Here is a 25,038-nt window from a genome sequence, read left to right on the forward strand (position 1 = left end):
GGGGCGGGGCTGAGTGTTCCCCCAGCCTAGGGGAAGGTAACGTGGAGTCCGTGCACGTACTCAGCGTCAGCTCTCTCAAGGGAGGCGTCGGCAAGACGACCGTGACACTCGGGCTGGCCTCCGCGGCTTTCGCCCGGGGTGTCCGGACGCTCGTCGTCGACCTCGACCCGCAGTCCGACGTCTCCACCGGGATGGACATCCAGGTCGCGGGACGACTCAACATCGCCGATGTGCTGGCGAACCCGAAGGAGAAGACCGTCCGTCAGGCGATCACCTCCAGCGGCTGGGCCAAGGTCCACCCCGGCACGATCGACGTGCTGATCGGCAGTCCGTCCGCCATCAACTTCGACGGCCCGCACCCGAGCGTCCGCGACGTGTGGAAGCTCGAGGAGGCCCTCGCGGCAGTTGAGGCCGACTACGACCTCGTGCTCATCGACTGCGCCCCGTCGCTGAACGCCCTGACGCGAACGGCGTGGGCCGCCAGCGACCGCGTCATGGTCGTCACCGAGCCCGGCCTCTTCTCCGTGGCCGCGGCGGACCGTGCGCTCCGCGCGATCGAGGAGATCCGCCGGGGCCTCTCCCCGCGCCTCCAGCCGCTGGGCATCGTGGTCAACCGCGTCCGTCCGCAGTCGATCGAGCACCAGTTCCGCATCAAGGAGCTGCGGGACATGTTCGGTCCCCTCGTGCTCTCGCCCCAGCTGCCCGAGCGCACCTCGCTCCAGCAGGCCCAGGGCGCCGCGAAGCCTCTGCACATCTGGCCCGGCGACTCCGCACAGGAGCTCGCCGCCGACTTCGACCAGCTCCTCGACCGCATCATCCGCACGGGCCGCGTCCCGGTGCCGGAGAACGGACCGCAGAGCTGACCCCGCGGAACGACGAAACGGCCATCCTCTTCGAGGGTGGCCGTTCTTCGTGAAGCGGGAGGGGACGCGTCAGGCGGTGCGCTTGGCGCGACGGGCCGACAGCTCGTCGACGGGGTCCGGTGCGGTCGGATCGAACGCGACGAGCGTCGACTCCACCTCGCGGAGGACCTTGCCCACCGCGATGCCGAACACGCCCTGGCCGCGGCTGACGAGGTCGATCACCTCGTCGTTCGACGTGCAGAGGTAGACGGAAGCGCCGTCGCTCATGAGGGTCGTGCCGGCGAGGTCGCGGATACCCGCACGGCGCAGCTCGTCCACCGCGGTGCGGATCTGCTGCAGGGAGATGCCGGTGTCGAGCAGGCTCTTGACGAGCTTGAGCACGAGGATGTCGCGGAAGCCGTAGAGGCGCTGCGATCCGGAGCCGTTCGCACCGCGCACGGTGGGCTCCACGAGCTCGGTGCGGGCCCAGTAGTCCAGCTGACGGTAGGTGATGCCGGCGGCACGGGCCGCCACGGCGCCGCGGTAGCCGACCTCGTCGTCCATCGCGGGCAGACCGTCCGTGAAGAGGAGTTCGGTCACGAACCGCGGGTCGCCTGCGAGCTCATCCGCATTCATCTGAAATCCTCCCTGGAACGGTTATCTCCACGGTAGAGCAGGGTCCCGGCACCGGCAACGACATCCGTGCGACGCCGAAGGTGTGTCGCAATCAGTTCGTTACGAAAGGATCCGGGTGAGCGCGTCCTTCACGAAGAGTGTCCGCACATCGTCGATCCGCGTGGCCAGCTCCGGGGCCAATTCGTTGGCGCGAGCACGGGACGCCGCGTCCGTGCGACGCAGCAGCGTGGAGAGCGCCGACTCGATGAGCGACACCTCACGCTCGGCGCCCTGCCGCAGGGAGCGCAGGTGCCGAGGCTCGATGCCATGCCGATCGAGGGCGACGAGCCCGCGGAGCAGCGCGACGGTGGATTCCGGGTACGTCTCCTGGGCGGTGATGACACCCGTGCTGATCGCGTCGTTCAGCAGCTGTGGTCCCGCGCCCGCCGCGGCGAGCATCTCCTCACGGCGGTACCGACGCGGCGCAGGGGCGATGGAGGGCGGCGGCGCGAGCGCGGCGGTCTCGCCGGACGCCTCCGCCTCATCGAGCTGCTCGCGGATCACGCTGAGCGGAAGGTAGTGATCCCGCTGCAGCGTGAGGCCCAGGCGCAGCCGCTCGATGTCGGACGCGGAGAACTTGCGGTAGCCGGATTCGGTGCGGGAGGGGCGGACGATGCCCTGCACCTCGAGGAACCGCAGCTTGCTGGAGGTCAGGTCGGGGAACTCCGGGGTGAGGCGGGCGAGCACCTGACCGATACTCAGCAGGCCCGCGGACGCCGAGCGTTCGCGGGCGGGAGTCGCCGCCATCAGGCGTTCGCCGCGCGGTCGAGCGGAGAAGCGAAGAAGTTCAGACGGAACTTGCCGACGCGCAGCTCGGAGCCGTCCGCGAGGGCGCTGCGATCGACGCGCTCCCCATTCACGTAGGTGCCGTTGAGGGAGCGCTGGTCGATGATCTCGAACGTCGTCCCGGTACGGGTGATCTCCGCGTGACGACGGGACACCGTGACGTCGTCGAAGAAGATGTCGGCCTCCGGGTGACGACCGACGGTGGTGACGTCGGTGTCGAGGAGGTATCGGGCGCCGGCGAGGGCGCCGGAGCGGACGAGCAGCAGCGCGGAGCCCGAGGGCAGCGCCGCGATGGCCGACTGCTCGACATCGGTCAACTCCACGCCGAACGGCACGAACGACAGATCGGAATCGTGCCCGAACGTCTGCGTCACATCGTGTCTCGGCTCGCCGGAGCGATGGATGGCGGCTTCACCGGCCGGTCGGCTGTCGCTGTCTGTCACTGTGCCCTCCTGGTCGTCCAGACTATCCGATCCGAAGGGGTGCGCGGGAGGCCGCTTTCGCACTCAGCGGTCCCATACCGGGGATTCATAGGCTGGACTCGTGAAGACCACAGCCCTGCGCCGCACGGCGGCCCCGATCGCCCTCGCGGCCACCCTCCTCGCCGCGTTCCTCGTCCTCTTCTCCCCGCTGTCGGCCTCGGCCCACGACGCCCTCGTGTCGTCGTCGCCCGCGGCGGACAGCAGCGTGGAGACCCTGCCGGCGGAGCTGACCCTGACGTTCAGCGCCAAGCTCATCGACGGGGAGGGGGCGACGGAGCTCACCGTCACCGATCCGGCCGGCGAGTCCGTGATCGACGGCGCCCCGACGGTCGACGGCGCGATCGTGACCCAGCCCCTGACCGGTTCGGGGCCCGCCGGCGAGTACCGCGTCGTGTGGAGGGTCGTCTCGAGCGACGGCCACCCCACGTCCGGCAAGTTCTCCTTCACCGTCACCGTCGGCGACGAGGGCGCCGCGACGGACGAGCCCACCACCGCTCCCCCGACGGCAGCACCGACGACGGAGCAGACCGCCACCCCCGAGGCGACCGCGACGACGACGCCGGACGCCGGAGAAGACGCCGGAGCCGCTCCGGCGTGGATTTGGGTGCTCGTGATCCTCGGCGCGCTCGCGGTGCTCGCCCTCGTCATCTGGCTCACCCTGCGCGGTCGTCGGCGCCCCGCTCCGACCGATTCCGACGCCCCCTCGGAGCGATAGGCTTAAGGCATGCCACACTACGACGTCGTCATCCTTGGTGCAGGTCCTGGCGGATACGTCGCTGCGGTTCGCAGCGCACAGCTCGGCCTGTCCACCGCGATCATCGAGGAGAAGTACTGGGGTGGTGTCTGCCTCAACGTCGGCTGCATCCCTTCCAAGGCGCTCCTGAAGAACGCGGAGATCGCGCACACCCTGAACCACAAGGCCGACTTCTTCGGGATCTCCGGAGAGTTCACGATCGACTACGGCAAGGCGTTCGACCGCAGCCGCGTCGTCGCGGACGGCCGGGTCAAGGGCATCCACTTCCTCATGAAGAAGAACAAGGTGACTGAGTACGACGGCCGCGGCACCTTCACCGGCCCCAAGGCCATCTCCGTCGCGAAGGCGGACGGCTCCACCGAAGAGGTCACGTTCGACAACGTGATCATCGCGACCGGCTCCAAGGTGCGCCTGCTCCCGGGCGTGCAGCTCAGCGACAACGTCGTGACCTACGAGGAGCAGATCCTCTCCCGTGAGCTGCCGAAGTCCATCGTGATCGTCGGCGCCGGCGCCATCGGCATGGAGTTCGCCTACGTGATGACGAACTACGGCGTGAAGGTCACGATCATCGAGTTCCTCGACCGCGCCCTCCCCAACGAGGACGCCGACGTGTCGAAGGAGATCACCAAGCAGTACAAGAACTACGGCGTCGACATCCTCACCTCCACCAAGGTCGAGTCGGTCGTCGACAACGGCTCCTCGGTGACCGTGTCGTACACGGGCAAGGACGGCCAGCAGGCGTCGATCGAGGCCGACAAGGTGCTCATGTCGGTCGGGTTCGCCCCGAACGTCGAGGGCTTCGGACTCGACAAGACGGGTGTGAAGCTCACGGAGCGCGGCGCGATCGACATCGACGACCACATGCGCACCAACGTCGAGGGCATCTACGCCATCGGCGACGTCACCGCCAAGCTGCAGCTCGCCCACGTCGCCGAGGCGCAGGGCGTCGTCGCGGCCGAGACCATCGGCGGCGCCGAGACCATGACGCTGGGCGACTACCGCATGATGCCGCGGGCGACGTTCTGCTCGCCGCAGGTCGCCTCGTTCGGACTCACCGAGCAGCAGGCCAAGGACGAGGGGCGCGAGATCAAGGTCGCGACCTTCCCGTTCATGGCCAACGGCAAGGCCCACGGCCTCGGCGAGCCGGTCGGCTTCGTCAAGCTCATCGCCGACGCCGAGCACCTGGAGCTCATCGGCGCGCACATGATCGGCCCCGACGTGTCGGAGCTGCTGCCCGAGCTCACCCTCGCACAGAAGTGGGACCTCACGGCTCTCGAGCTGGCCCGCAACGTCCACACGCACCCGACGCTGTCGGAGGCACTGCAGGAGGGCTTCCACGGCCTCGCCGGCCACATGATCAACTTCTGATCCGACGCCTCGAGAAGGCCCGGTCCGCGCATCGCGGACCGGGCCTTCTCGCGTCACAGGCCGCGCATGGTGATGAGGCCGGTCGTCCACCCGCGCAGCGCTGAGGAGCCGAGCACGCCGACCAGGCCCTCCCGCGCGGCGACGACCGGCGCGATCGCCGGAGCACCCATCGCCATGAAGAACGCGGAACGACGATGCGCCTTCCGCGCGGTCCGCTGGACCTCCCGGGCGAAGCCGTTCAGGACCGGGACGGCGCCCCGGCCGGTCCGGCTCAACGCGGCCGCCAGCCGGAGCGCATCCGCCCAGCCGAGGTTCATGCCCTGACCGCCGATGGGACTCACCTCGTGCGCGGCGTCCCCGAGCAGGACGATCCGTCCGCGGTGCAGCCGCCGTGCCGCGTGCTGAGCGGCGCGGAACGACGAGACCGCCGCCGCGGGGTCCACGTCGAGGAGGTTCCCCGTCCGGCGCCCGACGATGTCCGCCAGCTCGCCGGCGGACGCCACCGTCCGGTCGCCGTCTTCGCGCACCACCCAGCGGCACCGTCCACCCGGCAGCGGGAAGGACTCGACGAGGCCGTCCGGCTCGAAGTACAGCACGGCGCGATCGTCGGCCTGCGGATCGTCGACGTCGAGCATCGCGTAGCCGGCACTCCCCGACCGCCGACCCCAGCCGGCGCCGAACGCCGCCCGCAGAGGACTCCGCACACCGTCGGCGACCACCACGACCGACGCCGTCTCCTCGACGGGCCCGTGCTCACCGTCGATCCCGACCCGGACGAGCGGACCGTCGTCATGGACGGCCCGGACGGCGGAGCCGAGCTGCAGCGCATCGGGTCGCAGCGTCTGCAGGCGGTCGCGCAGCAGCTCCTCGGTGCGGGGCTGCGCCAGCGTGAGGATGGGACGCTCGGGAGGGAAGGTCAGGGCGGCGAGCCGTCGCCCGCGGCTGCGGACCTCGCCGCTCGAGAGGCGGAGCGCCGCGGAGCGGACGTCGGCGCCCACTCCGGCGGCGTCGAGGGCATCGAGCCCCGGACGATGGATCCCGATCGCCCGCGTCTGCAGGCCCGGCTCGGCGCGACGCTCGCATACGCGCACCCGACGACCGTCCTGCGCGACGAGACAGGCGAGGAGCAGCCCGACCGGACCGCCCCCGACCACGAGGACGTCATGGTCGACCATCCGCACCCTCCCAGCGCAGCTCCAGACGAGCGGGCAGGTGCGAGCGCACCTCCCAGCCCGGCGGGGCGACGGCCGCGAGCTCCTGCGGAGTGTACGAGCGGCGGATGCTCAGGAGACCGTCGACCCGGATGAAGGACCCGGCGAGGAGGTTCCGCGCGAACGGCCAGGTTCCTGCCGCGAACGCCCCGTAGGCCAGGCGGCTGCGGGCGATGTCGTGGTGGGAGATGAGTCCACGGTCACCCACCAGCGCACGGGAGTCGTCGAGCACCGCGTGCAGTGCTGCGGCGTCGAGGTGGTGGAGGACGTGGTTGGAGAGCACAACGTCATAGGTGTCGCCCGCCGCCACGAGGTCGCCGGAGAGCGCATGGCGATAGTGGATGCCTGCGCCGTCGTCGTGCGCCGAGGCCCAGCGGATCGCACGCTCGTCGGCGTCCAGAGCGGTGATGTCGGCGCGGAGGCCGTCGCGTCGCAGTCTCCGGACGAGGTCGCGGCACAGGTCTCCCCCGCCGGCGCCGATGTCGAGGATGCGCAGCGGACGCCCGGCGACCGCCCGCGGGCGGATGTCCCGCCGGTACAGCCGCCCGGGGCGCGAGACGACCGCGTTCACGGCGCTGAAGCGCCGGTACGTGCGACCGAGTGCCTCCTCGTCGGCGGCGGGGTCGTCCATGAGCTCGACGAGGTCGACGGCGCGCGCCGACAGATCCACGCTCACGGTGCGGGCGCGACGACGGTCAGCAGCGCGCTCTCGGCGGTGAGCCCCGGGCCGAAGGCCATCGCCGCCACGCGGTCGCCGGGTTCCGCATCCTCCTGCTCGAGGATGCGCTTCAGCACGAACAGCACGGTCGCACTCGACATGTTCCCGTACTCCCGGAGCGTCTCCCGCGCCGGTCGCAACTGCCCGTCACTCAGCGCCATCCGCTCCTGCACGCGATCGAGGATGCTCCGCCCGCCGGGATGGATCGCCCAGTGGCGCACCCGGTCGCCCACCCGCCCGGCGGCGAAGGCCTCCGCCAAGCCGTCCTCCCGCCCGTAGAGCGGGGCGAGCGCTCCGATGATCGACTCCCCGATGATCTGCGGGACGGCGGTGGAGAGGATCATCTCGAAGCCGGAGTCGCCGATCGTCCAGGCCATGTCGTCCACGCCCTCCGGCACGATCGCCGTGTGGAAGCCGTCGAGCCGGAGCGCAGGGACGGTCGTGGGAAGGTCCCGTGCCGTCACGATCCCGGCGGCCGCCCCGTCGGCGAACAGGGAGGAGGCGACGATGGTGTCCGGGTCCTCGGAGGAGCGCAGGTGCAGGGTGCACAGCTCGACGCTGACGACGAGGACGACGGCGTTCTCGTCGGCCGCGCAGAACTGGCCGGCGGCGCGGAGGGCCGGCATCGAGGCGTAGCACCCCATGAAGCCGAAGTGATAGCGCTGGACGGCATCGGACAGGCCGAGCCCGCGCACGATCTCGTACTCGGGGCCCGGGGCGTGGAAGCCCGTGCAGGAGACCGTGATGACGTGCGTCACGTCCGCCGGGCTCAGGTCGGGGTCCGCCTCGAGGGCGCGGCGCGCGACCTCGACGAAGAGACGGGAGGCCTCGCGCGTGTAGACGTCGTTGCGTGCCCTCGTACCCGGCGCCAGCAGCTGCCCGGAGACGCGATCGTAGAACAACGGGTCGTCCGGGGAGGCGTCGTCGGCCAGCTCCGCGATCACGGTGTGTCGCGTGTCGATGCCGGAGACGTTGAACGACGTCGCCACGATGCGCTGCGCCAGCCGTCCCAGGCCGGGCTGGGCGGCGAAGACGTCGCGCACCTGCTCCTGCACGAGGACGGTCTCGGGGACGATCGTCTGCAGCGATCGGAGCACGGGCGGTCGACTCATGTGGTCACTCAACCACCCTGCAACCGCACGCGGAAAGGGGTTGCATCCGAGGAGTCGGCGGCCTAGAAGCCGAGAGCCCGGGCGAGCTTCGAATCGGAGCCCGCCTCACGGCCGCCGGCGGCGTGCACCGCACGCTCGATCGCCGCGAAGAACGCCGCACGACCGGCGTCGTCGGACGGGCCTGCGGGGCCGAGCTCGACCTCCCACTCCCGCCAGGCTCGGCGAGTCCCGCTGCGCAGGTCGGTCGCGCGCACGTGGTCGTCCACGAACTCCGCCACGACGCCGTCCGGTCCGGTGAGGAGGTAGGCCGTTCGGTCGTTCTCGATGCGTGCGAGAGGCTCCAGCGGCGCAGTGGTCCAGGCGGCGATCGCTGCGCGCACCGCCGTCGGGACCTCCTCGCCGCCGAGGGGCCAGCCCTGCTCGACCCGGCCGTCGCCCTGCCGCGGGCCCTTGATGTGCCAGCCCTCGTCCGGTCCCCCGGAACGACGGCGCACCGCGACGCCGGCGCGGGCCAGCGTTCCGTCCGCGGTGTCCAGGTAGCGGGCGTCGAGAGCGCGATGCTCACCGGGCGAGACCGCATCGACGCCGGGGATCGCCGTCCAGTCGGGCAGGGGCGTCCCGTCGTCGACGTCGTACTTGCGCTCGACCTCGACGGTGCGAGAGGGCTCAGTCATCCTCGAGCGTGAGGTCTTCGAGGGCTTCCTCGAACCAGTAGTCGATCTCTGTGGGGCCGTCGCCCTCGCCCGTGTTCTGCGGCTCGCCGCGGCGGTTGTAGACCACCTGCGTCTCGCTGTAGGGGACGATCAGCTTGTCGTCCGCATCGTCGTCGAGGGGGATGATCTGCCCGTCCAGCGGGCCGCCGTGAAGTCGTGCGAGTGCCATGTGCCCAGGGTAGCGCCGCCCTCCCCCATTCGGGGCGACCTGCGCGGTCAGCCGCCGAGGACGCCGAGGACGGCCCCCGCGATCATCCACGGCCCGAAGGCGATGCGGGTCCTCCGATCGGCCCGGCCCGCGGCGAGGAGCACGAGCGCGTAGACCGCTCCGAGCACGAAGGCGGACACCGCGCCGAGGAGGAAGGCCCCCCAGCCGTGCCAGGCGAGGACGAGCCCGATCACCAGGGCGAGCTTCACATCGCCTCCGCCCATGCCCGCCCGGCTGAGCAGCCGCAGGGCCGCATAGAAGCCGCCGAGCACGAGGGCTCCGAGCAGGCCCCGCCCCAGAGCGGCGGCGTCGGTGGTGACGACGGCGTCGGCGACCGCCGCCAGGAGCAGCAGGAACAGGGTCGGCAGCACGATGCGGTTCGGGAGCCGATGCGTGCGCGCATCGATCACGGTCAGCAGGATGCCGATCGCGAGGAGGCCGCCGTGCACGAGGCCGAGGAGGGCGAGACGGATGTCCATCCCGGCAGGGTAGGGGGATCCGGGACGGCGCGGAGCGCCCTGTGGACAACCCGGAGGGCGATGTCGGATGTACGAACTAGCGTCAGTCGCGTCACTTGCTTTATTCGTACATATCTTCGAGGATGGACACATGGGGATCGGGCTCGATGCGATGACCGCGCTCTCTCCGACCAGCGATACCCGCGCCGGAGAGGTCCTGCGACTGCGCCGCGAGATCAGCCGGATGCAGCGGCGGCGCAGCGAGCACACCCTCCTCCCCCTCGATCCCGCCTTCGCCGCGCTGCTGCCGGACGAGGGACTGCAGACGGGCACCTCGTACACCGTCTCCCCCTCGCCCGCCCTCGTGCTCGCCCTGCTCAGCGCCTCCTCCGGCCGCGGGCACTGGTGCGCGGTGATCGGCATGCCCACCCTGGGGGTCGAGGCCGCCGCCGCCTACGGCATCGATCTGAGCCGCCTGATCCTCGTCCCCGACCCGGGGACCGCTGGCTCGCCGTCGCATCCGCGCTGGCCGAGGTGGTGCCCCTGATCGCCGTGCAGCCCACGACCAGGGCACGCGACGCCGATGTGTCCCGACTCAGCGCCCGTCTGCGCGACCGCGGGTCCACGCTGCTCGTGGCGGAGGAACCGGGTGCGGGGCGCTGGGCGCAGAGCGAGGGGACCATCCGGCTCCACGACCCGGACTGGCATGGGCTCGGCGAGGGGTGGGGGCTGCTCTCGGACTGCACGGTGACGGTAACGGCGCGGACCAGGCACAGCCCTCGCGCCTCGAGCGTGCGCGTCCGACTGCCCGGCGGACACGGAGCCGTGGAGACCGCGGCCGCGGAGCTGACTGCTCTGCCACCGCTCGTTCCCTCTGCGACGGGCAGCGCCGTGGCGACAGACGATGCTGTGGCCGGGTCGTCCGACCTCCTCTTCTGGGCGGAGGCAGGATGAACGCCCCGCTCCGCGTCCTCGTGCTCTGGTTCCCCGATTGGCCGCTGCGAGCGGTGCTGGGCGGAGGCCCGCACCCGCCGACGGCCCTGGTGCAGGCGAACACGGTCGTCGCCTGCACCGCATCGGCCCGCGCACACGGCGTCCGCATCGGCCAGCGCCGCCGCGTCGCCCAGGGCCTCCTCTCCTCCTTGCAGGTCCTCCCCCACGACGCCGAGAAGGACGAACGCGCCTTCGTCCCCGTGCTGCAGCTCATCGAGAAGCACGCCCCGGGCGTGACGCTGCTGCGCCCCGGCCTCGCGATCCTGCGCGCCCGCGGCATCGCCCGCTATCACGGCGGGGAGACCGAGGCGGCGACAGCCCTGTCCGCGGTCCTCGCCGCTGCCGGCTTCCCCGAAGTGCGTGTCGGCGTCGCCGACGGACCCTTCACCGCCGAGATCGCGGCCCGAGGAACGGCGTCCTGCACGGTCGTGCCCCCGGGCGGCTCCCGGGAGTTCCTGGCCCCCTACCCCGTGCAGGTGCTCCGCGACGAGCAGATCAGCGATCTCCTCCTCCGCCTCGGCGTGCGCACTCTCGGCGAGTTCACCGCGCTCGCCCCTCTCGACGTCCGCGACCGCTTCGGCGAGCACGGTGCCCGCCTGCAGGCCCTCGCCGCCGGCGCCGACTCCCGACCTCTGGCTCCCCGGCCGCCCGACCCCGAACTGGCCAGGACCATCGAGTTCGAGTCCCCTCTCGGGGGCACCGACCAGGTGGCCTTCGCCGTGCGGCAGACCGCCGATGCCGTGATGCTCGCCCTGGCGGACGCGTCGCTCGTGTGCACCGAGGTGCGGATCGACCTGACCGACGACGACGGCGCCGTCCACTCCCGCACCTGGCTGCACCCGACGAGCTTCGACGCCGCCGACCTCGTGGACCGCGTGCGCTGGCAGCTGGAGGCGCTGGCCGCCCTGACCGCGAGCGCGCCCGTCGACGAGGCCAGGGCATTCGGGGGCATCGTGGCCGCCCGCCTCCTCCCCGTCGCGGTGGATGATGCGGCCCACCACCAACCGGGGCTCTTCGGCTCGGGTACCGATGAGCGATTGCATCACGCGGTCTCCCGGGTGCAGACCATGCTGGGGCATCAGGGCGTGGTCACCGCCGCCCTCTCCGGAGGGCGCTGGCTCGCCGATCGTCAGGTGCTCACGCCGTGGGGCGAGCGCCCGGTCCCGCCTCGTGATCCACGGTCCCCCTGGCCGGGGAGCCTCCCCGACCCTCTCCCCTCCGAGGTGTTCCGCCCACCGCGCCCCATCGGCGTCGTCGCCGCGGACGGGAGCACGATCGACGTCGACGATCGCGGCGCCCTCACGCATGACCCCGCCCGCATCGACGGGGCGACCGTGCAGGCCTGGGCCGGCCCGTGGCCCGTGCACGAGCGGCGGTGGAGCACGGGCGGCGGCAAACGAGGCCACCGGCTCCAGATCGTCGACGACCGCGACCGCGCCTGGCTGGTCTTCCTGGCCGGCGAGCGCTGGTGGGCCGAGGGGAGGTACCGCTGATGGGCTGGCACAATCCGCCGTTGACCTGGGATCAGCTCGAGCGCACCCTCAGCGGCGAGTCCACTCCCGAAGCGACCTCCGCACCGCGGGGGCTCCGCCCGGATCCCGGACCGGTGAGTCGTCCGCGGAAGCTCGTCCCCCCGACCCTCCCGGAGCGCCCGGAGGAGGCGGTGCCCTATGCCGAGCTGCACGCGCACTCGTCCTACTCCTTCCTCGACGGGGCGTCCTCCCCCGAGGATCTGCTCGCGGAGGCCGAGCGTCTCGGCCTGAGCGCGCTCGCGCTCACCGACCACGACGGGTTCTACGGCGCCGCGCGCTTCGCCGAGCTGGCGGAGCTCATGGAGCTGCGGCTGCAGACCGTCTACGGCGCCGAGCTCTCCCTCGACCTCCCCTCCGCTCCGCAGGGGGCCGCCGACCCGCCGGGCACGCATCTGCTCGTGCTCGCCCGGGGCCTCGAGGGGTACCACCGCCTGTCGGGGGCGATCACTGCGGCCCAGCTCCGCGGCGGAGAGAAGGGACGCCCGGTCTACGATCTCGACGAGCTCGCGGCGACCGCCGACGGGCACTGGACGATCCTCACCGGCTGCCGCAAGGGGGCGGTACGACAGGGGCTGGAGGCCGGGGACGCCGCCGCGCCGCTGCGCCACCTCGTCGACCTCTTCGGACGCGACAACATCGCCGTCGAGCTCTTCGACCACGGCGATCCGCTGGACACCCGGCGCAACGACGACCTGGCCGACCTCGCCCGCCGGATGCGGCTGCCCGTCGTGGCGACCAACAACGTGCACTACGCCCGCCCGGATCAGGCCCCTCTCGCCGAGGCGGTGGCCGCGGTCCGCGCGGTCCGGAGCATGGACGAGCTCGACGGCTGGCTCCCGGCCCATGGCGGCGCGCACCTGCGCAGCGGCGCGGAGATGACGGCGCGCTTCCGGCGGTACCCCGGTGCGATCTCGCACGGCCTGGAGCTGGCTGCGGCCTCGGCCTTCCCACTTCGGATGGCGCGCCCGGCCCTCCCCCGCCAGGACGTGCCGACGGGACACACCCCGATGAGTTGGCTGCGGCACCTGGTCTGGGAGGCGGTTCCGTCGAAGTATCCGCGGCTGGACGAGGACGGCCGTCGGCGCATCGCCCGCGAGCTCGACGTGATCGAGGAGAAGGACTTCCCCGGATACTTCCTCATCGTGCACGGCATCGTGGCGGAAGCCCGGCGACGCGGCATCCTCTGCCAGGGCCGGGGTTCCGCGGCGGCGAGCGCGGTCTGCTACCTGCTGGGCATCACCGCGGTCGATCCGATCCTCTACCGTCTCCCCTTCGAGCGCTTCCTCGCCACCACCCGCACGGAGGAGCCGGACATCGACGTGGACTTCGACTCACGGCGCCGGGAGGAGATCATCCAGTGGGTCTATCGGGAGTACGGCAGGGAGCGGGCGGCCCAGGTGGCGAACGTCATCCAGTACCGTCCGAAGAACGCGGTCCGCGACATGGCCAGAGCCCTGGGGCACTCCCCGGGGCAGCAGGACTCCTGGTCGCGGCAGGTGGACGGCTGGGGATCGGGACTCGAACCCGTCGAGGGCCACGACATCCCCGAGACCGTGCTCGACTACGCAGCCGAGCTGCTGAAGGCTCCGCGGCACCTGGGGATCCACTCGGGCGGCATGGTCCTCACGGCCCGGCCGGTCGGCGAGGTGGTGCCGGTCGAGCACGCCCGCATGGAGGACCGCACCGTCATCCAGTGGGACAAGGACGACGCCGCCTTCATGGGGCTGGTGAAGTTCGACCTCCTCGGCCTGGGCATGCTCGCGGCGCTGCAGCACTGCTTCGACCTGGTCCGGGAGGCGACGGGCGAGGAGTGGACGCTGGAGACCCTGCCGAAGGAGGAGGCCGGCGTCTATGACATGCTCTGTCGGGCCGATTCGATCGGCGTCTTCCAGGTGGAGTCCCGCGCGCAGATCGGGCTGCTCCCGCGGCTGCAGCCGCGGCGCTTCTACGACCTCGCCATCCAGATCGCCCTCATCCGCCCCGGGCCCATCCAGGGCGGCGCCGTGCACCCGTTCGTCCGTCGGAAGATGGCGAAGGACAAGGTGGACGAGGCCAACCGGGAACGGGAGGCCAGGGGCGAGCCCCCGGAGGAGTTCCCCATCCCCTACCCGCACAGCGACCTCGAGGACATCCTCGAGCGGACACTCGGCATCCCCATCTTCCAGGAGCAGCTCATCCAGATGGCCACGGCCGTCGGGGACTGCACGGCCGACGAGGCCGACCTGCTGCGCCGGGCGATGGGGTCGAAGCGGGGTCTGGAGAAGATCGAGAAGGTCAGGGACAAGCTGTACGCCGGGATGGCCCGCCGCGGGCTCGTCGACGAGGCCGCCGACCGGATCTACGCGCAGATCCAGGCGTTCTCGAACTTCGGCTTCGCGGAGTCCCATTCGCTGTCCTTCGCCCTGCTCGTCTACGCGAGCTCATGGTTGAAGCTGCACTATCCGGCCGCGTTCCTCGCGGGCCTGCTGCGGTCGCAGCCGATGGGCTTCTACTCCCCCGCGACCCTCACGGCGGATGCCCGTCGGCACGGCGTGGAGGTCCGGCGCCCGGATCTCCACCTCTCCGGCGCCACCGAGACCCTCGAACCCCTCACGCCCGACGCCGCAGGGACGACCGGGAGGGACGACTGCCTGGCCGACCCGCAGCCGCCCGTGCATCGGTTCGACCGGAGCGCACCGGACGAGTCCGCGGCGCACCGGCGGGACGGACGGTACGCGGTGCGCCTGGGGCTCAGCGGCATCCGCGGGATCGGAGTGCCGATGGCAGAGCGCATCGTCGCCGAGCGGGAAGCGCACGGCCCTTACCGCGATCTGCACGACCTCGTGCGCCGGACCGACGCCACGGCCGCGCAGTTGGAGGCCCTCGCCACCGCCGGAGCCTTCGCGTGCCTCGGGTTGGAGCGCCGGGAGGCCATCTGGCTCGCCGGGGCCGCTGCGGAAGACCGCGCCCGATTCCTCCCGGGGACCACGGTGGCGGTGCAGCCGCCGCTGTTCGCCGACCAGACCAGCTACGAGCGCCTCTCGGCCGATCTCTGGGCCACGGGCATCTCGACCGACGACCACCCGATGACGCACTTCCGCGACGACCTCCGGGCTCGCGGCGTCCTGACGGCCGCAGACCTGCAGCGCCACGAGACCGGACGACGCGTCGAGGTGGCCGGTCTCGTCACCCATCGACAGCGCCCCGCCACGGCCGCCGGCGTCACCTTCGTCAACCTCGAGGACGAGAGCGGGTTGGTGAACGTGATCTGCTCGACGGGGGTCTGGGGCCGGTTCGGTCGCATCGCCCGGGAGTCCCCGGCGCTCATCATCCGCGGCATCCTCGAGCGCTCCCCGGAGGGGGTCGTCAATGTGCTCGCCGACGCCTTCGAAGACCTCCGCACGGGGGGTCATGCACCGCTCGCGGGACTTCCGATGACCCCGGTGCGGGAGGGGCCCCGGCCTCCGGCGGTCACCAGAAGCGTTCGGGCTCCTCCGGCGGGGGACGGTCCGATCCACCCCAGCGATCCGCCTCGGCCTTGGCCGCGTTGACCGCCGCATCCGCGCCGCGCAGAGCGATGCCCGCGCCGCTGGCCGACGGCCCGATGGGGTCGATGAGCAGCGACGTCCGCGGAGCGACGCCCACCGCCACCGTGCAGTCGAGGACACGGCCAATCCAGTGCGTCACCTCAGCTCGGGGCTCCTCGGCGCGGCGGTAGCGGATACCGGTGTCCAGGTCGAGCAGCGAGAGGACGACGGGCTCCTGCGTCTGGGGGTCGACGAGTTCGGAGACCTCGACCCGGTGCCCGACCGGGAGTGCGACCTGACCGGCGAAGACGAGCATCCTGTCCATGTCCCCACCCTACGGAACGGTCCGTATCGGCGACAGGGCCGGGAGCCGAGCAGAATTTTCGAAGAAACTTTTGTCCCCCAAATGGCGGACAAGAGGATTAAGGGATATTCTGCTCTTCGTAGCGGGGGCTACCGGCTGAATCTCTGGGGGATCGGCCGTAGAGACAGCGAGACTTCGCCGCCTCCCCAACCGTCCGGGTAGGACGGTGAGCCCTCTCGGCAGCACCGGGTTGGGGCGGTCCCGTCGAGAGGGCATACCCCGCGGCTAGCCATCGTCCCGCTGAGCGTCAACCCCGGCGAGGGAGCGCACCGCTCGGGCTACGGTCGTTCGTCATGACGCCTCTCCCCTGTCTCGAACGCCGCCCCGGCGCACCTGCTGCCGGAGGCCGTCAGTCGTCGGCGGGCTCGTCGAGGCCGTCCTCATCCAGCGGCACTTCGATGCGCTGCTCCGCGGCGTCCGCCGGGTCCGCCTCGATGGGGTGCAGCTCCGGCGCCGCGGGGGTCGGCGCTTCCGGATCCTCGGGAACCTCCTCGGCAAGCCGCTCCTGCTCCTGCAGGTCGGCCTCGGGCTTCACATCGTCGATCGGATGGTCATTGAGCGACATGGCTCGTCCTCCTTCGGTGTGGATGCCTCCAGCCTGCCGAGGCCGCACGACAGCGGCAAGGGGCTTGACCCGACGGAGCCGGCCATGAAGAGGAAGAGCACGCAGGGCCGGGTACGCATCGGCGTCTCCGGGTGGCGGTACGCCCGGTGGCGCGGCGACTTCTACCCGCGCGGCCTCCCGCAGCGTCGAGAGCTGGAGCACATCGGATCGCAGTTCCCCACCGTCGAGCTCAACGGCTCGTTCTACTCCCTGCAGCGGCCCGAGAGCTACCGCCGGTGGGGCGCGAGCGTTCCCGACGACTTCGTGTTCGCGGTCAAGGGCTCACGCTACGTCAGCCACATGCTGCGACTGCGGAACGTCGAGCAGGCACTGGCGAACTTCTTCGCGTCGGGCGTCCTCGCCCTCGGTCCCCGCCTCGGCCCGATCCTGTGGCAGCTCCCCGAGCGCCAGCGCTTCGACCCGGAGCTCCTGGAGTCCTTCTTCGACGCGCTTCCCCGGACGACGGCCGACGCTCTCGCGCTCGCCCGGCGGCATGACGAGCGGCTGCAGGACCGGGCGTGGCTGGAGATCGATGCCGACCGCCCGCTCCGCTATGCCCTCGAACCGCGTTCCGCTTCCTTCGCCGACCCCTCGAGCCTGAGGCTCCTGCAGCATCACGGGGCTTCCCTCGTCATCGCAGACACCGCAGGCAAATGGCCGCGATTCGATGCCCTCACCGCGGACTTCGTCTACATCCGTCTCCACGGCGCGCAGATGCTCTATCACAGCGCCTACACCGAGACCGAGCTGCGGGAGTGGGCGGCGCTCATCCGCGGGTGGGCCGACGGGACCGGCGCCGACGACGGGAGGCCACGCGACGTCTTCGTGTACTTCGACAACGACGCCCGCGGGCACGCGCCTCACGACGCGCTGGCGTTGAGCGCGCTCGTGGCGGACGCGCCTTCCTGACGCGGCGAGCGCGGCGGCTACCGGTCGCCGACGTGACCCGGAGCGGTGAGCGACAGCACCCGCTCGACGAACGCCGCGTACTCCTCCATGTAGTGCGCGAGGAACTTCTCGGTGTCGGCGTCGTGCACCTGACCGTCGGCGCCGAAGACCTCGGGCCGGAACGTGATGTACGCCTCCGGGGCGTTCAGCTGCGGCGCGTTGAGGAAGCTCAGCACGCTCCGCATCGACGACTGCATGACCGCGGTGCCGATGGCTCCCGTCGAGGCGCCGATGATGCCGGTGGGTTTGCGTGCGAACGAGTTGTGACCCCAGGGTCGCGAGCCCCAGTCGATGGCGTTCTTCAACGCCCCGGGGATCGAGCGGTTGTACTCCGGCGAGACGAGCAGCAGACCGTCCGCCCCCTCGATCGCGCTCTTGAACGCGGTGACCGCAGCGACGGGTTCGAGCTCGTCGTCGCGGTTGTAGAGGGGGAGGTCACGGATCGGGATCTCCACGAGTTCGAGGTCCGGCGGGGCGAGCCGTACGAGCGCCGTGGCCAGGACGCGATTGATCGAGTCCGATGCGAGGCTGCCGATGAGGTAGCCGATCCGATGGGTCATGGTGAGGTCCCCTCGTCTCCGTGCATCTCCAGGATATCGCCGGGGTGGGGGCTTGCCACAAGGCCCCCCTCGGGAGGCAGAATCGACGGCTCGCGTGCCCCCGCATGCCCTCGCGAAGGAGATGTCCCGTGCTCGACCCCTTTGATCTGTCCGACGACCACGCGGCGAAATCCGCAGACGACCTCATCGCCGCCGACCGCGCCCACCTCCAGCGCCTCGGCGCCGCTCTGTCCCGGGAACAGGACGCCCTGACCGCTCGTCTCGCCCTCGTGCGCCGGCAGGCCGCGGACGCGGGCGTCACGGCGGTCGATCGCGACCTGGAGATCCGCCGCCTCAGCGCGACGCTGCGCCTGCGGGAGCGGTACGGCATCGACATGTGCCTGGGCCGGATGACCCCGGCGGCCGGACCGCCGGTGTACATCGGTCGCGCCGGGGTGTCCGATGCGGACGGCACCCGCCTGCTGGTCGACTGGCGGGCTCCGGCAGCGGAACCGTACTTCGCCGCGACCTGGGAAGACCCCCGGGGCCTCCTCTCCCGGCGACGGTACCGGTGGAACCGAGGCAGGATCACGGACTACTGGGACGAGGCGCTGTCGCCGGAGGGCCTCGACGGCGCCGCCTCCCTCGACGACCAGTCCGCTTTTCTCGCGAGCCTCGGCGCACACCGGACCGGGCGCATGCGGGACGTGCTGGCGACGATCCAGGCGGATCAGGACGCCATCGTGCGCGTCCCTTCGCCCGGCGCTCTGGTCGTGGACGGCGGCCCCGGCACCGGGAAGACCGTCGTCGCGCTGCACCGGGCGGCGCACCTCCTGTACGCCGAGCCGCGGCTGACCACCGGCGCCGGGGGCATGCTGCTCGTAGGACCGAACCCGCAGTACCTCGGCTACGTCGAGGACGTGCTGCCGAGCCTCGGCGAGGACACGGTGCGGTTGTGCACTCTGCGTGATCTCACTCCCGAGGGCGCGGGCGCGATCGCGGAGACGGATTCCCGCGTGGCCGAGCTCAAGCAGCGCCTCGACCCGGAGCTGGTGATCGCGGCGGCGGTCTCCGAGCTCACCCGGCCGCCGATGCACGCGCTCCGCATCGAGGCGCCGTGGGCCGATCTCTGGGTGAGCCGAGAGGACTGGGCCGATCTGTTCGCCCGTGCGGATCCCGCGTCGCCGCACAACGAGGCTCGTGACGAGGTGTGGGAGGAGGTGCTGGAGATGCTGGTGGACCAGGTTCGTGATCCCGAGGTCCCGGAGTCCTCCGTCCGTCGGTGGCTGCGGCAGGACGACGATCTCACGACGACGTTCGTACGCGCGTGGCCGCTGCTCTCTCCGGCGGCGGTGGTCGCCACCCTGTGGGCGTCTCCGGCGCTGCTCTCCCGGTGCGCGCTGGATCTCCCGGCGGAGGAGCTCGCCTTGCTGCACCGCGCAGAGGGGGCGCCGTGGACGGACGCCGACCTTCCCCTGCTCGATGCCGCGCACCGTCGGCTGGGCGACCCGGAGGCCGTGCGGGAGCAGCACCGCCGGCAGGTCGCGGCCGCGGCGGCGCGGGAGCAGATGTCCGCCGTGGTCGACCACCTCGTCGAGAGCGATGACAGCGAGATGAAGGTGATGTCGATCCTGCGCGGTGCCGACGCGCGGACCGTGCTCGCAGGAGCGGACGTTCCTCCTCCGCTCCCCCCGGACGAGCTCGCCGGCCCGTTCGGGCACATCGTCGTGGATGAGGCACAGGAGCTCACCGACGCGCAGTGGCGCACCCTCATCGCACGGTGTCCGTCCCGCAGCTTCACGGTGGTGGGCGACCGAGCCCAAGCACGGAGGGCGTTCACGGAGTCGTGGAGCGAGCGTCTGCAACGCCTCGGCCTGCGGAACGTCCGGGTCTCGTCGCTCCGGGTGAACTACCGCACGCCCACGGAGGTGATGACTGTCGCCGCACCGACCATCCTCGAGGCCCTGCCCGACGCCAACGTCCCGGTGTCCGTGCGGGAGAGCGGAATTCCGGTCCGGCACGGGAACGCCGTCGAGCGTGACGAGGTGGTGGCGGAATGGCTCGCGGCGAACCCGGAGGGAGTCGTCGCGGTCATCGGCGACCCGGGGTTCGCTCCGCGGCCCCGGGTGCGCGCGCTGAGCCCGGAAGGGGCGAAGGGACTCGAGTTCGATCTCGTCGTCCTGGTGCGCCCGGAGGCGCTCGGCGAGGGCCGGACGGGAGCGGTCGACCGCTACGTCGCCATGACCCGTACGACGCGGGAGCTCGTGGTCCTGCGGTGAGCACCCCCTGGTCCTGGCGGACCGGGCGCTCTAGCCTGGGGCGATGACGAACGGCGAGGGGGCGGCACCGCATTGCCCGGAGGACGATGTCGTGATGCTCGCCATCCCCGGTGGCTGGAGGTGCCCGGATTGCGGACACCTCCAGCAGGCGCAGGATGTCGAGGAGCCGGAGGCTCCGGACGAGTTCACGCCGCGGCGGTGACGATCAGGCGTCGTCGGGTGCGCCGCCGTCGGTGATGGTGCCCGTCGGCTCACTGTGCTCGATCTCATGGCGGGCACCGTGCTCCGCCGCGAGGGCTTCCCCCTCCTCGATCGCCTCGTCGCGGCTGGTGTAGCTGCGGGAGAGCTCGGGAGCGCCGTCCACCTCGTTGACCCATTGCCCGTTCTTCGACCGGGTGACGACTGCCGTGATGGCCATCAGACGTCCCCCGGCCCCAGGTCGCCCTGTCCTTCTTCGCCGAGATCGGCGAGGACCGGGTCCTCTCCCTGGCTCTCCGGCTGCGGCGCGGAACCCGGCAGGTCCTCCGCCGGCACCTCATCGTCGGGGTCGGGGATCTCGTCGGGATCGCGGCCGGTGGCGGTCGACGGCTCCAGATCCTCCGGTGCCGCCCCCTCGTCGAGGGCTTCCGTGCGCTCCCAATCGGCCTGCGCGGGATCGTTGCTCGGGTCGGCCTCGGTGGTCGCGTCGCCGTCGCGCAGCGGCTGACCGCCGACGTCGTCGGGTGTCGATTCCATGTCTCCTCCTTCGATCGGGCTGCCCCCAGTCTCCCGGCTGGACTCTGAGTCGCCGAGGGGCTTGAGGAGACCTCGCCGAGCCGCTAGGTTTCGGAGCCGGATGGGACGGTCAGGAGCGGGTCAGGCGTAGCCGAGATCGGGAGCACCCACCCAGAAGAGGCCCTCCCTCGCGCCGGCCGGGAGCAGGCCTTCTATCCATTCGGCGACGACCACGAGGACGGCTTCCTCCAGGCGATCCCGCGCCCATCTGCGCGGGCGCGAGGGCACCGCGGGCTCCCAGCCGTCCGCGGTCCACTCCACACCGAACAGGTGGCGCTGGTCGTCGAACCGCCGGTCCAGGTCGAAGGCGTCGGCCCCGTCGAACCGCGCCCAGACGTCGAAGGGGCCCTCGCCGTCCTGGTCGACGAAGACGTCGATGAGGATCGCTTCCACACCGCTCTCCGCTTCGACGGCGGCCCGATGTAGGGCACCCAGCGCGGCGGCGACGCGCTCGCTCTCCCGGTCGAGCACGGTTCGCAGGGCGCGGGCGTAGGGCTCGGTGCCGTCCGCCTGCTCTGCTGTCTCCGGAGCGCTCATGGAAGGTGTCAGGCCTCGGAGTCGATGAGCTCGAGGAGCTTCCGCAGCTCGTCGCGGATCTCCTCGTGGTCATACTGTCCGGCGCGGCTCTCCCCCGAGATCACGCCGGAGCGACGCACCTTCCGGAAGTCGCCGAAGGGAAAGCTGTACGCCTTCTTCGTCTCCGGGTTCTCACTCTTGTCGATGCCGAGGTGCCAGTGGGCGAACTCCGTCCATCCGTGCTCGTCGATGAAGCGGTTCTCGTCTTCTGCGCTGGGCGCTGCCTCGGACCAGTCGTCGCGTTCATCCCGCACGACCTTGCCGTCGCGGACGAGGGAACGCGCGAGCTTCAGCGCCGGTCGGTTCAGTTCGATAGCCATGGGGGAACGGTAGGACGCGGGACGGTGGCGCCGCACCCCCTTGACGCCCGAGCCCGAAGAGAGCAACCGGAGGCCGCCCGGCTCAGCCGCCGATCTGCGTGCGCACCGTGCGTCCTGCGAGCACGGCGTACAGGCCCATCGAGACCAGGAGTCCCACCGGCACCGAGAGGTCGAGCCCGCCCAGCGCCGCGCCGAGCGGGCCGGTCCACACGGTCGTCGACAGGAACATCGCGGTGGCGAAGCCACCGGCGACCACGGAGACGAGACCCGGGATGCCGAACCCGCCGGTTTACCAGAACCTGCCGCCGGACCGTTCGTCGAACAGGTCGGTCCCGGAGTAGCGGTTGCGGCGCAGGACGATGTCGGCGACGTAGACGCCCATCGTGGGCACGGAGATGATCAGCAGGAACTGCAGCATCAGGTTGACGGCGCTGATCAGGTCGGATGCCACGACGAGCACGATCGTGAACGCGCAGCCGAGCGCACCGATGAGGATCGCGGAGGGGATGCGGCGGATCGGCACGCCGATCGACTGCAGGGCCATGCTCGCCGTGTAGGTCGTCATGCCGTTGAGCGAGATGCAGTTCACCAGGACGCCCAGTACGAACAGCGGGGCGAGCCAGACCGGCAGCTTCTCGAGCAGGGAGTACTCGATGCCGTTCGCGAGACTGTCGGGCCCGATGGAGCCGCCCAGCACGACGCCGAAGGCGGTGATGAGCACCGCGGGGAAGAGCTGTCCCAGCGCGGTCGCGCCGATGATGCCGGACGCTTTGGTGTCGCGTGGCAGATACCGGGCCATGTCGGCGCTGTTGCTGAACGACAGCGGCGACGATGCCATCAGCGCGAACGCGATCGTGATGCTCACCCACAGCGGCAGACCGCTGAGCGGCTCGGGCTGCGCGAATCCCCCATCCAGCGCGGGGGCGATGAAGCCGATGACGAGTGCGAAGATCACGAACAGCCCGATCGAGATCGCCAGGTAGGCCTTCAGGATGAGGGCGTGACCGTACACGGCGACGACCACGGTGATCGTCGAGACCACGACCGCCACCAGGATCGATGCCGCGATCGGATCGGGGAAGCCCCACCGCACGAGCAGTTCGCCGCCGATGAACGACGCCGCCACCCAGTTCAGCGCGAGGAAGACCCCCGAGATGAACCAGCCGTAGAACGCGATGACGATCTTGTTGCCGTGGATGCCGTAGATCGCTCGCTGGACCACCGAGCCGGAGGTGCCGGCTGCCGGTCCGGAGATGGCGACGATACCCGGCAGCAGAGCGAGCGCGCTCGATGCCAGAATCACGAGCAGCGCCTGCCAGATCTCCAGGCCGAGCACGAGCGTCATCGAGGCGCCGACCGTGATGTTCAGCACGCTGACGCCCGGTGCGCTCCAGACGAAGAACAGATCGCGCGCTCTCCCGTGCCGTTGGGCGTCGGTGATGAGTTCGATGCCCCGCGTCTCGGGGGTGCTCGCGGAGTCGACGAAGTCGGATTCGGATCCGGGCGCGACGGCACCAGGAGCGGGGATGGCGGATGTGTCGGACATGACGGTCCTTCCAGGACGGGCACCCTCCTGCGTCACTGCAGGGGGCGTTCGGGATTCAGGAGCGGGAGCTCATGGCCGCCGGTAGGCGACCTCGCCGTGCACGAGGGTGAGCAGCACGGCACCGGTGAGCAGGTCGTCGGTCGGCGCGGACAGCGGGTCGATGTCCAGCACGGCGACGTTCGCGAAGAAACCGGGCGCGATCCGGCCGTAGGCGTCGTCGATCGCGCCGACGTGGGCCGCGCCGGACGTCGCCGCAGCGAGTGCCTGCGCGGCGGTGAACGCACGCTCCGGGTGGTACGGCGGCAGCGCGCGGTCGATCGAGGATCGCCCGGACATCGCGATGAACAGGTTGTGCAGAGCCTCGTGGGGTGCGGTGGGGGCGTCGGTACCCAGCGCGATGGGAACATCGACGTCGCGGAACCAGTTCCACGGGAAGCCGTCCTCGGCGCGCTGATCTCCGAGCATCGCCATCCAGTTGTCCAGGATGGCGGGGTCGCAGTGCACCGGCTGCATGGATGCCGCGATGCCGTGCGCGCGCATCCGTGCGACCGTCTCGGGCGCGACCGACTCCAGGTGCTCGATGCGCGGGCGGCGGGCGGTGCCGGTGCCGTTCGCCCGCTCACAGGCCTCGACGAGGTCGACGGCTAGTGCGCTCGCCGCGTCTCCGATCGCGTGCATCGCGAGCTGCAGGCCGGCGTGGTCGGCGGCGATCGCGACCGGCGTCGCGGCCTCGCGGCTCCAGATCGGGTCGGCGTTCGAGCCGTCGGCGTACGGGCGCACCATCGCGGCGGTGCACGCGTCGATCACGCCGTCGAGGATGAACTTCACCCCGACGACCTTCAGCCACGGCGTGCCCGTGGCCTCGAGTTCGTCACGCAGCTGGACCGCACGCTCGACCTGGGCGAGATCGGATGCCGGGTCGCCGGTCGAGCTCAGCCACCAGTGCGCGGTGACCGGGAACGGCAGCCGACCGTCGCGGTCGAGCCGACGCCGCAGCGCCGCCATCGGCTGCTCCGTCATCCCCATGTCGGCGGCGCCGGTAACGCCGGCCGCCAGGTACGCGGCGAAGGCGAGCTCCAGGTGGCCGTCGACCTCCTCCTCGGTCCGGATGCCGTCGAGATAGTCCGCGAGCAGATCCATGGCCGCGGTCTCGAGCAGGAACCCGGTCGCCTCTCCGTCCTCGCCCCGCACGACCTGGCCGCCGATCGGGTCGACGGTGTCGCGGTCGATTCCGGCAGCGCGCAGCGCGGCTGTGTTCACCCAGGTGCTGTGCAGGTCGTTCGCGTCGAGGAAGACCGGGATGTCGTCGATCACCTCGTCGATCATCGCCGCGGTCGGCTGGGTGACGCCGTCGGGCAGCGCATCGAACAGCCAGCTGACGCCCTCGATGATCGTCGCGTCCGGGTTCATCCCCCGCGCCTCGAGCAGCCGCTGCTGGATCTGTGCCACCGAGGTGCAGTCGCGGAGTTGCACCTTGCCCTGCGCGTGGCCGAACATCGCCAGGTGCGCGTGCGCCTCGATGACACCGGGCATCACGAAGGCCCCGTCAAGGTCCACGACCGCGGCACCCTCACCTGCCGCGGAGCGGACCTCCGTCTCCGTGCCGACAGCGAGGATGCGATCGCCGCGCACGGCGAACGCGGACTGCACCGGAACATCCGCGAACCCGTCGAAGACGGTGGCGTTGCGATAGACGGTGGCGGTGTCGGTCATGGTGGTCCCTTCGATCG

28 protein-coding genes and 1 pseudogene are annotated in these 25,038 nt (G+C 71.1%); 10 read left to right on the forward strand and 19 right to left on the reverse strand.

What is annotated here, in order from left to right; all coding sequences use genetic code 11:
• The first annotated feature begins 50 nt into the window (after window positions 1-50).
• Window positions 51-863: a ParA family protein gene (locus tag IZR02_RS10395; protein ID WP_025105105.1), complete on the forward strand. Its 813-nt coding sequence runs from the start codon at window positions 51-53 to the stop codon at window positions 861-863.
• A 69-nt stretch (window positions 864-932) separates the two neighbouring features.
• On the opposite strand, the gene IZR02_RS10400 is transcribed toward IZR02_RS10395, so the two are convergent.
• From IZR02_RS10400 to IZR02_RS10410, 3 genes are all read right to left on the reverse strand, one after another.
• Window positions 933-1,478: a MerR family transcriptional regulator gene (locus tag IZR02_RS10400; RefSeq protein WP_025105106.1), complete on the reverse strand. Its 546-nt coding sequence runs from the start codon at window positions 1,476-1,478 to the stop codon at window positions 933-935.
• Between the two features lie 99 nt (window positions 1,479-1,577).
• Entirely contained in the window at window positions 1,578-2,264 is a 687-nt protein-coding gene (gene ftsR, locus IZR02_RS10405) for a transcriptional regulator FtsR (protein WP_025105107.1), read from the reverse strand.
• The gene (locus IZR02_RS10410; protein WP_025105108.1) at window positions 2,264-2,746 is read right to left on the reverse strand and encodes an FHA domain-containing protein; all 483 of its coding nucleotides are present in this window, start codon (window positions 2,744-2,746) and stop codon (window positions 2,264-2,266) included. Before IZR02_RS10410 ends, ftsR begins: the two co-directional genes overlap by 1 nt.
• Window positions 2,747-2,846: 100 nt before the next feature.
• Between IZR02_RS10410 and IZR02_RS10415 the strand changes: the two genes are divergently transcribed.
• Window positions 2,847-3,500 (forward strand): copper resistance CopC family protein, encoded by a 654-nt coding sequence (locus IZR02_RS10415; RefSeq protein WP_025105109.1) that lies wholly within the window; start codon window positions 2,847-2,849, stop codon window positions 3,498-3,500.
• A 9-nt stretch (window positions 3,501-3,509) separates the two neighbouring features.
• Window positions 3,510-4,907: a dihydrolipoyl dehydrogenase gene (lpdA, locus tag IZR02_RS10420; protein WP_025105110.1), complete on the forward strand. Its 1,398-nt coding sequence runs from the start codon at window positions 3,510-3,512 to the stop codon at window positions 4,905-4,907.
• A 53-nt stretch (window positions 4,908-4,960) separates the two neighbouring features.
• Here lpdA and IZR02_RS10425 read toward each other — a convergent pair whose 3' ends face one another.
• The 6 genes from IZR02_RS10425 to IZR02_RS10450 form a co-directional block, all read right to left on the reverse strand.
• The gene (locus IZR02_RS10425; RefSeq protein WP_025105111.1) at window positions 4,961-6,082 is read right to left on the reverse strand and encodes an FAD-dependent oxidoreductase; all 1,122 of its coding nucleotides are present in this window, start codon (window positions 6,080-6,082) and stop codon (window positions 4,961-4,963) included.
• On the reverse strand, window positions 6,069-6,794 hold the full coding sequence (locus tag IZR02_RS10430; RefSeq protein ID WP_025105112.1) for a methyltransferase domain-containing protein: 726 nt from the start codon (window positions 6,792-6,794) through the stop codon (window positions 6,069-6,071). The genes IZR02_RS10425 and IZR02_RS10430 overlap by 14 nt, the downstream gene beginning before the upstream one ends.
• Window positions 6,791-7,948 (reverse strand): type III polyketide synthase, encoded by a 1,158-nt coding sequence (locus tag IZR02_RS10435; protein WP_029989872.1) that lies wholly within the window; start codon window positions 7,946-7,948, stop codon window positions 6,791-6,793. Before IZR02_RS10435 ends, IZR02_RS10430 begins: the two co-directional genes overlap by 4 nt.
• 62 nt (window positions 7,949-8,010) lie before the next feature.
• Window positions 8,011-8,622 (reverse strand): CYTH domain-containing protein, encoded by a 612-nt coding sequence (locus IZR02_RS10440; RefSeq protein WP_025105114.1) that lies wholly within the window; start codon window positions 8,620-8,622, stop codon window positions 8,011-8,013.
• On the reverse strand, window positions 8,615-8,830 hold the full coding sequence (locus IZR02_RS10445; RefSeq protein ID WP_025105115.1) for a hypothetical protein: 216 nt from the start codon (window positions 8,828-8,830) through the stop codon (window positions 8,615-8,617). The genes IZR02_RS10440 and IZR02_RS10445 overlap by 8 nt, the downstream gene beginning before the upstream one ends.
• Window positions 8,831-8,877: 47 nt before the next feature.
• Entirely contained in the window at window positions 8,878-9,348 is a 471-nt protein-coding gene (locus tag IZR02_RS10450; RefSeq protein WP_025105116.1) for a prepilin peptidase, read from the reverse strand.
• Between the two features lie 130 nt (window positions 9,349-9,478).
• Here IZR02_RS10450 and IZR02_RS17890 point away from each other — a divergent pair, with 130 nt between their 5' ends.
• From IZR02_RS17890 to IZR02_RS10465, 4 genes and pseudogenes are all read left to right on the forward strand, one after another.
• A complete protein-coding gene (locus IZR02_RS17890; RefSeq protein WP_254385348.1) occupies window positions 9,479-9,874 on the forward strand; it encodes a hypothetical protein in 396 nt (131 codons plus the stop codon).
• Window positions 9,865-10,281 (forward strand): hypothetical protein, encoded by a 417-nt coding sequence (locus IZR02_RS17895; RefSeq protein WP_254385350.1) that lies wholly within the window; start codon window positions 9,865-9,867, stop codon window positions 10,279-10,281. The genes IZR02_RS17890 and IZR02_RS17895 overlap by 10 nt, the downstream gene beginning before the upstream one ends.
• A complete protein-coding gene (locus tag IZR02_RS10460) occupies window positions 10,278-11,813 on the forward strand; it encodes a DNA polymerase Y family protein (RefSeq protein ID WP_025105118.1) in 1,536 nt (511 codons plus the stop codon). Before IZR02_RS17895 ends, IZR02_RS10460 begins: the two co-directional genes overlap by 4 nt.
• A pseudogene (locus IZR02_RS10465) lies at window positions 11,813-15,269 on the forward strand (error-prone DNA polymerase). The gene IZR02_RS10460 and the pseudogene IZR02_RS10465 overlap by 1 nt, the downstream one beginning before the upstream one ends.
• Window positions 15,270-15,302: 33 nt before the next feature.
• Here the strand turns inward: IZR02_RS10465 and IZR02_RS10470 are convergent.
• Both IZR02_RS10470 and IZR02_RS10475 read right to left on the reverse strand, forming a co-directional pair.
• A complete protein-coding gene (locus IZR02_RS10470; RefSeq protein ID WP_025105120.1) occupies window positions 15,303-15,683 on the reverse strand; it encodes a hypothetical protein in 381 nt (126 codons plus the stop codon).
• Window positions 15,684-16,071: 388 nt separating this feature from the next.
• Window positions 16,072-16,287 carry a hypothetical protein gene (locus IZR02_RS10475; RefSeq protein WP_025105121.1) on the reverse strand — a complete coding sequence of 72 codons (216 nt, stop codon included), beginning with the start codon at window positions 16,285-16,287 and terminating at the stop codon, window positions 16,072-16,074.
• A gap of 84 nt (window positions 16,288-16,371) precedes the next feature.
• Between IZR02_RS10475 and IZR02_RS10480 the strand changes: the two genes are divergently transcribed.
• Window positions 16,372-17,235 carry a DUF72 domain-containing protein gene (locus IZR02_RS10480; protein ID WP_025105122.1) on the forward strand — a complete coding sequence of 288 codons (864 nt, stop codon included), beginning with the start codon at window positions 16,372-16,374 and terminating at the stop codon, window positions 17,233-17,235.
• A gap of 17 nt (window positions 17,236-17,252) precedes the next feature.
• Here IZR02_RS10480 and IZR02_RS10485 read toward each other — a convergent pair whose 3' ends face one another.
• Window positions 17,253-17,834 (reverse strand): NADPH-dependent FMN reductase, encoded by a 582-nt coding sequence (locus IZR02_RS10485; protein WP_029989877.1) that lies wholly within the window; start codon window positions 17,832-17,834, stop codon window positions 17,253-17,255.
• A gap of 128 nt (window positions 17,835-17,962) precedes the next feature.
• Here IZR02_RS10485 and helR point away from each other — a divergent pair, with 128 nt between their 5' ends.
• Complete coding sequence (gene helR, locus IZR02_RS10490) at window positions 17,963-20,092, forward strand: RNA polymerase recycling motor ATPase HelR (protein ID WP_025105123.1); 2,130 nt, start codon at window positions 17,963-17,965, stop codon at window positions 20,090-20,092.
• A 43-nt stretch (window positions 20,093-20,135) separates the two neighbouring features.
• Window positions 20,136-20,294: a hypothetical protein gene (locus tag IZR02_RS10495; RefSeq protein ID WP_162817585.1), complete on the forward strand. Its 159-nt coding sequence runs from the start codon at window positions 20,136-20,138 to the stop codon at window positions 20,292-20,294.
• Window positions 20,295-20,297: 3 nt separating this feature from the next.
• Here the strand turns inward: IZR02_RS10495 and IZR02_RS10500 are convergent, their stop codons facing one another.
• The 7 genes from IZR02_RS10500 to IZR02_RS10525 form a co-directional block, all read right to left on the reverse strand.
• On the reverse strand, window positions 20,298-20,510 hold the full coding sequence (locus tag IZR02_RS10500; protein ID WP_029989879.1) for a DUF2188 domain-containing protein: 213 nt from the start codon (window positions 20,508-20,510) through the stop codon (window positions 20,298-20,300).
• Window positions 20,510-20,827 (reverse strand): hypothetical protein, encoded by a 318-nt coding sequence (locus tag IZR02_RS10505; RefSeq protein ID WP_025105124.1) that lies wholly within the window; start codon window positions 20,825-20,827, stop codon window positions 20,510-20,512. Before IZR02_RS10505 ends, IZR02_RS10500 begins: the two co-directional genes overlap by 1 nt.
• Window positions 20,828-20,947: 120 nt before the next feature.
• Window positions 20,948-21,403: a DUF6389 family protein gene (locus IZR02_RS10510; protein WP_025105125.1), complete on the reverse strand. Its 456-nt coding sequence runs from the start codon at window positions 21,401-21,403 to the stop codon at window positions 20,948-20,950.
• Between the two features lie 8 nt (window positions 21,404-21,411).
• Window positions 21,412-21,762: a hypothetical protein gene (locus IZR02_RS10515; RefSeq protein ID WP_025105126.1), complete on the reverse strand. Its 351-nt coding sequence runs from the start codon at window positions 21,760-21,762 to the stop codon at window positions 21,412-21,414.
• An 82-nt stretch (window positions 21,763-21,844) separates the two neighbouring features.
• Complete coding sequence (locus IZR02_RS17900; protein ID WP_254385353.1) at window positions 21,845-22,018, reverse strand: hypothetical protein; 174 nt, start codon at window positions 22,016-22,018, stop codon at window positions 21,845-21,847.
• Window positions 22,019-22,051: 33 nt separating this feature from the next.
• Window positions 22,052-23,308, reverse strand: a complete 1,257-nt coding sequence (locus IZR02_RS10520) for a purine-cytosine permease family protein (protein ID WP_254385355.1) — start codon at window positions 23,306-23,308, stop codon at window positions 22,052-22,054.
• 69 nt (window positions 23,309-23,377) lie between these two features.
• On the reverse strand, window positions 23,378-25,021 hold the full coding sequence (locus tag IZR02_RS10525; RefSeq protein WP_025105128.1) for an amidohydrolase: 1,644 nt from the start codon (window positions 25,019-25,021) through the stop codon (window positions 23,378-23,380).
• Window positions 25,022-25,038: the final 17 nt, after the last annotated feature.

It is taken from the genome of Microbacterium paraoxydans (assembly GCF_019056515.1).
Taxonomy (GTDB): Bacteria; Actinomycetota; Actinomycetes; order Actinomycetales; family Microbacteriaceae; genus Microbacterium.

Excerpts from the sequence above, each read along its gene's own strand:
- IZR02_RS10400 (WP_025105106.1), bottom strand. The coding sequence starts at position 1,478 with ATGAATGCGGATGAGCTCGCAGGCGACCCGCGGTTCGTGACCGAACTC.
- ftsR (WP_025105107.1), bottom strand. The coding sequence starts at position 2,264 with ATGGCGGCGACTCCCGCCCGCGAACGCTCGGCGTCCGCGGGCCTGCTG.
- lpdA (WP_025105110.1), top strand. The coding sequence starts at position 3,510 with ATGCCACACTACGACGTCGTCATCCTTGGTGCAGGTCCTGGCGGATAC.
- IZR02_RS10425 (WP_025105111.1), bottom strand. The coding sequence starts at position 6,082 with ATGGTCGACCATGACGTCCTCGTGGTCGGGGGCGGTCCGGTCGGGCTG.
- IZR02_RS10435 (WP_029989872.1), bottom strand. The coding sequence starts at position 7,948 with ATGAGTCGACCGCCCGTGCTCCGATCGCTGCAGACGATCGTCCCCGAG.
- IZR02_RS10440 (WP_025105114.1), bottom strand. The coding sequence starts at position 8,622 with ATGACTGAGCCCTCTCGCACCGTCGAGGTCGAGCGCAAGTACGACGTC.
- IZR02_RS10445 (WP_025105115.1), bottom strand. The coding sequence starts at position 8,830 with ATGGCACTCGCACGACTTCACGGCGGCCCGCTGGACGGGCAGATCATC.
- IZR02_RS10450 (WP_025105116.1), bottom strand. The coding sequence starts at position 9,348 with ATGGACATCCGTCTCGCCCTCCTCGGCCTCGTGCACGGCGGCCTCCTC.
- IZR02_RS17890 (WP_254385348.1), top strand. The coding sequence starts at position 9,479 with ATGGGGATCGGGCTCGATGCGATGACCGCGCTCTCTCCGACCAGCGAT.
- IZR02_RS10460 (WP_025105118.1), top strand. The coding sequence starts at position 10,278 with ATGAACGCCCCGCTCCGCGTCCTCGTGCTCTGGTTCCCCGATTGGCCG.
- IZR02_RS10470 (WP_025105120.1), bottom strand. The coding sequence starts at position 15,683 with ATGGACAGGATGCTCGTCTTCGCCGGTCAGGTCGCACTCCCGGTCGGG.
- IZR02_RS10475 (WP_025105121.1), bottom strand. The coding sequence starts at position 16,287 with ATGTCGCTCAATGACCATCCGATCGACGATGTGAAGCCCGAGGCCGAC.
- IZR02_RS10480 (WP_025105122.1), top strand. The coding sequence starts at position 16,372 with ATGAAGAGGAAGAGCACGCAGGGCCGGGTACGCATCGGCGTCTCCGGG.
- IZR02_RS10485 (WP_029989877.1), bottom strand. The coding sequence starts at position 17,834 with ATGACCCATCGGATCGGCTACCTCATCGGCAGCCTCGCATCGGACTCG.
- IZR02_RS10495 (WP_162817585.1), top strand. The coding sequence starts at position 20,136 with ATGACGAACGGCGAGGGGGCGGCACCGCATTGCCCGGAGGACGATGTC.
- IZR02_RS10500 (WP_029989879.1), bottom strand. The coding sequence starts at position 20,510 with ATGGCCATCACGGCAGTCGTCACCCGGTCGAAGAACGGGCAATGGGTC.
- IZR02_RS10505 (WP_025105124.1), bottom strand. The coding sequence starts at position 20,827 with ATGGAATCGACACCCGACGACGTCGGCGGTCAGCCGCTGCGCGACGGC.
- IZR02_RS10510 (WP_025105125.1), bottom strand. The coding sequence starts at position 21,403 with ATGAGCGCTCCGGAGACAGCAGAGCAGGCGGACGGCACCGAGCCCTAC.
- IZR02_RS10515 (WP_025105126.1), bottom strand. The coding sequence starts at position 21,762 with ATGGCTATCGAACTGAACCGACCGGCGCTGAAGCTCGCGCGTTCCCTC.
- IZR02_RS10520 (WP_254385355.1), bottom strand. The coding sequence starts at position 23,308 with ATGTCCGACACATCCGCCATCCCCGCTCCTGGTGCCGTCGCGCCCGGA.
- IZR02_RS10525 (WP_025105128.1), bottom strand. The coding sequence starts at position 25,021 with ATGACCGACACCGCCACCGTCTATCGCAACGCCACCGTCTTCGACGGG.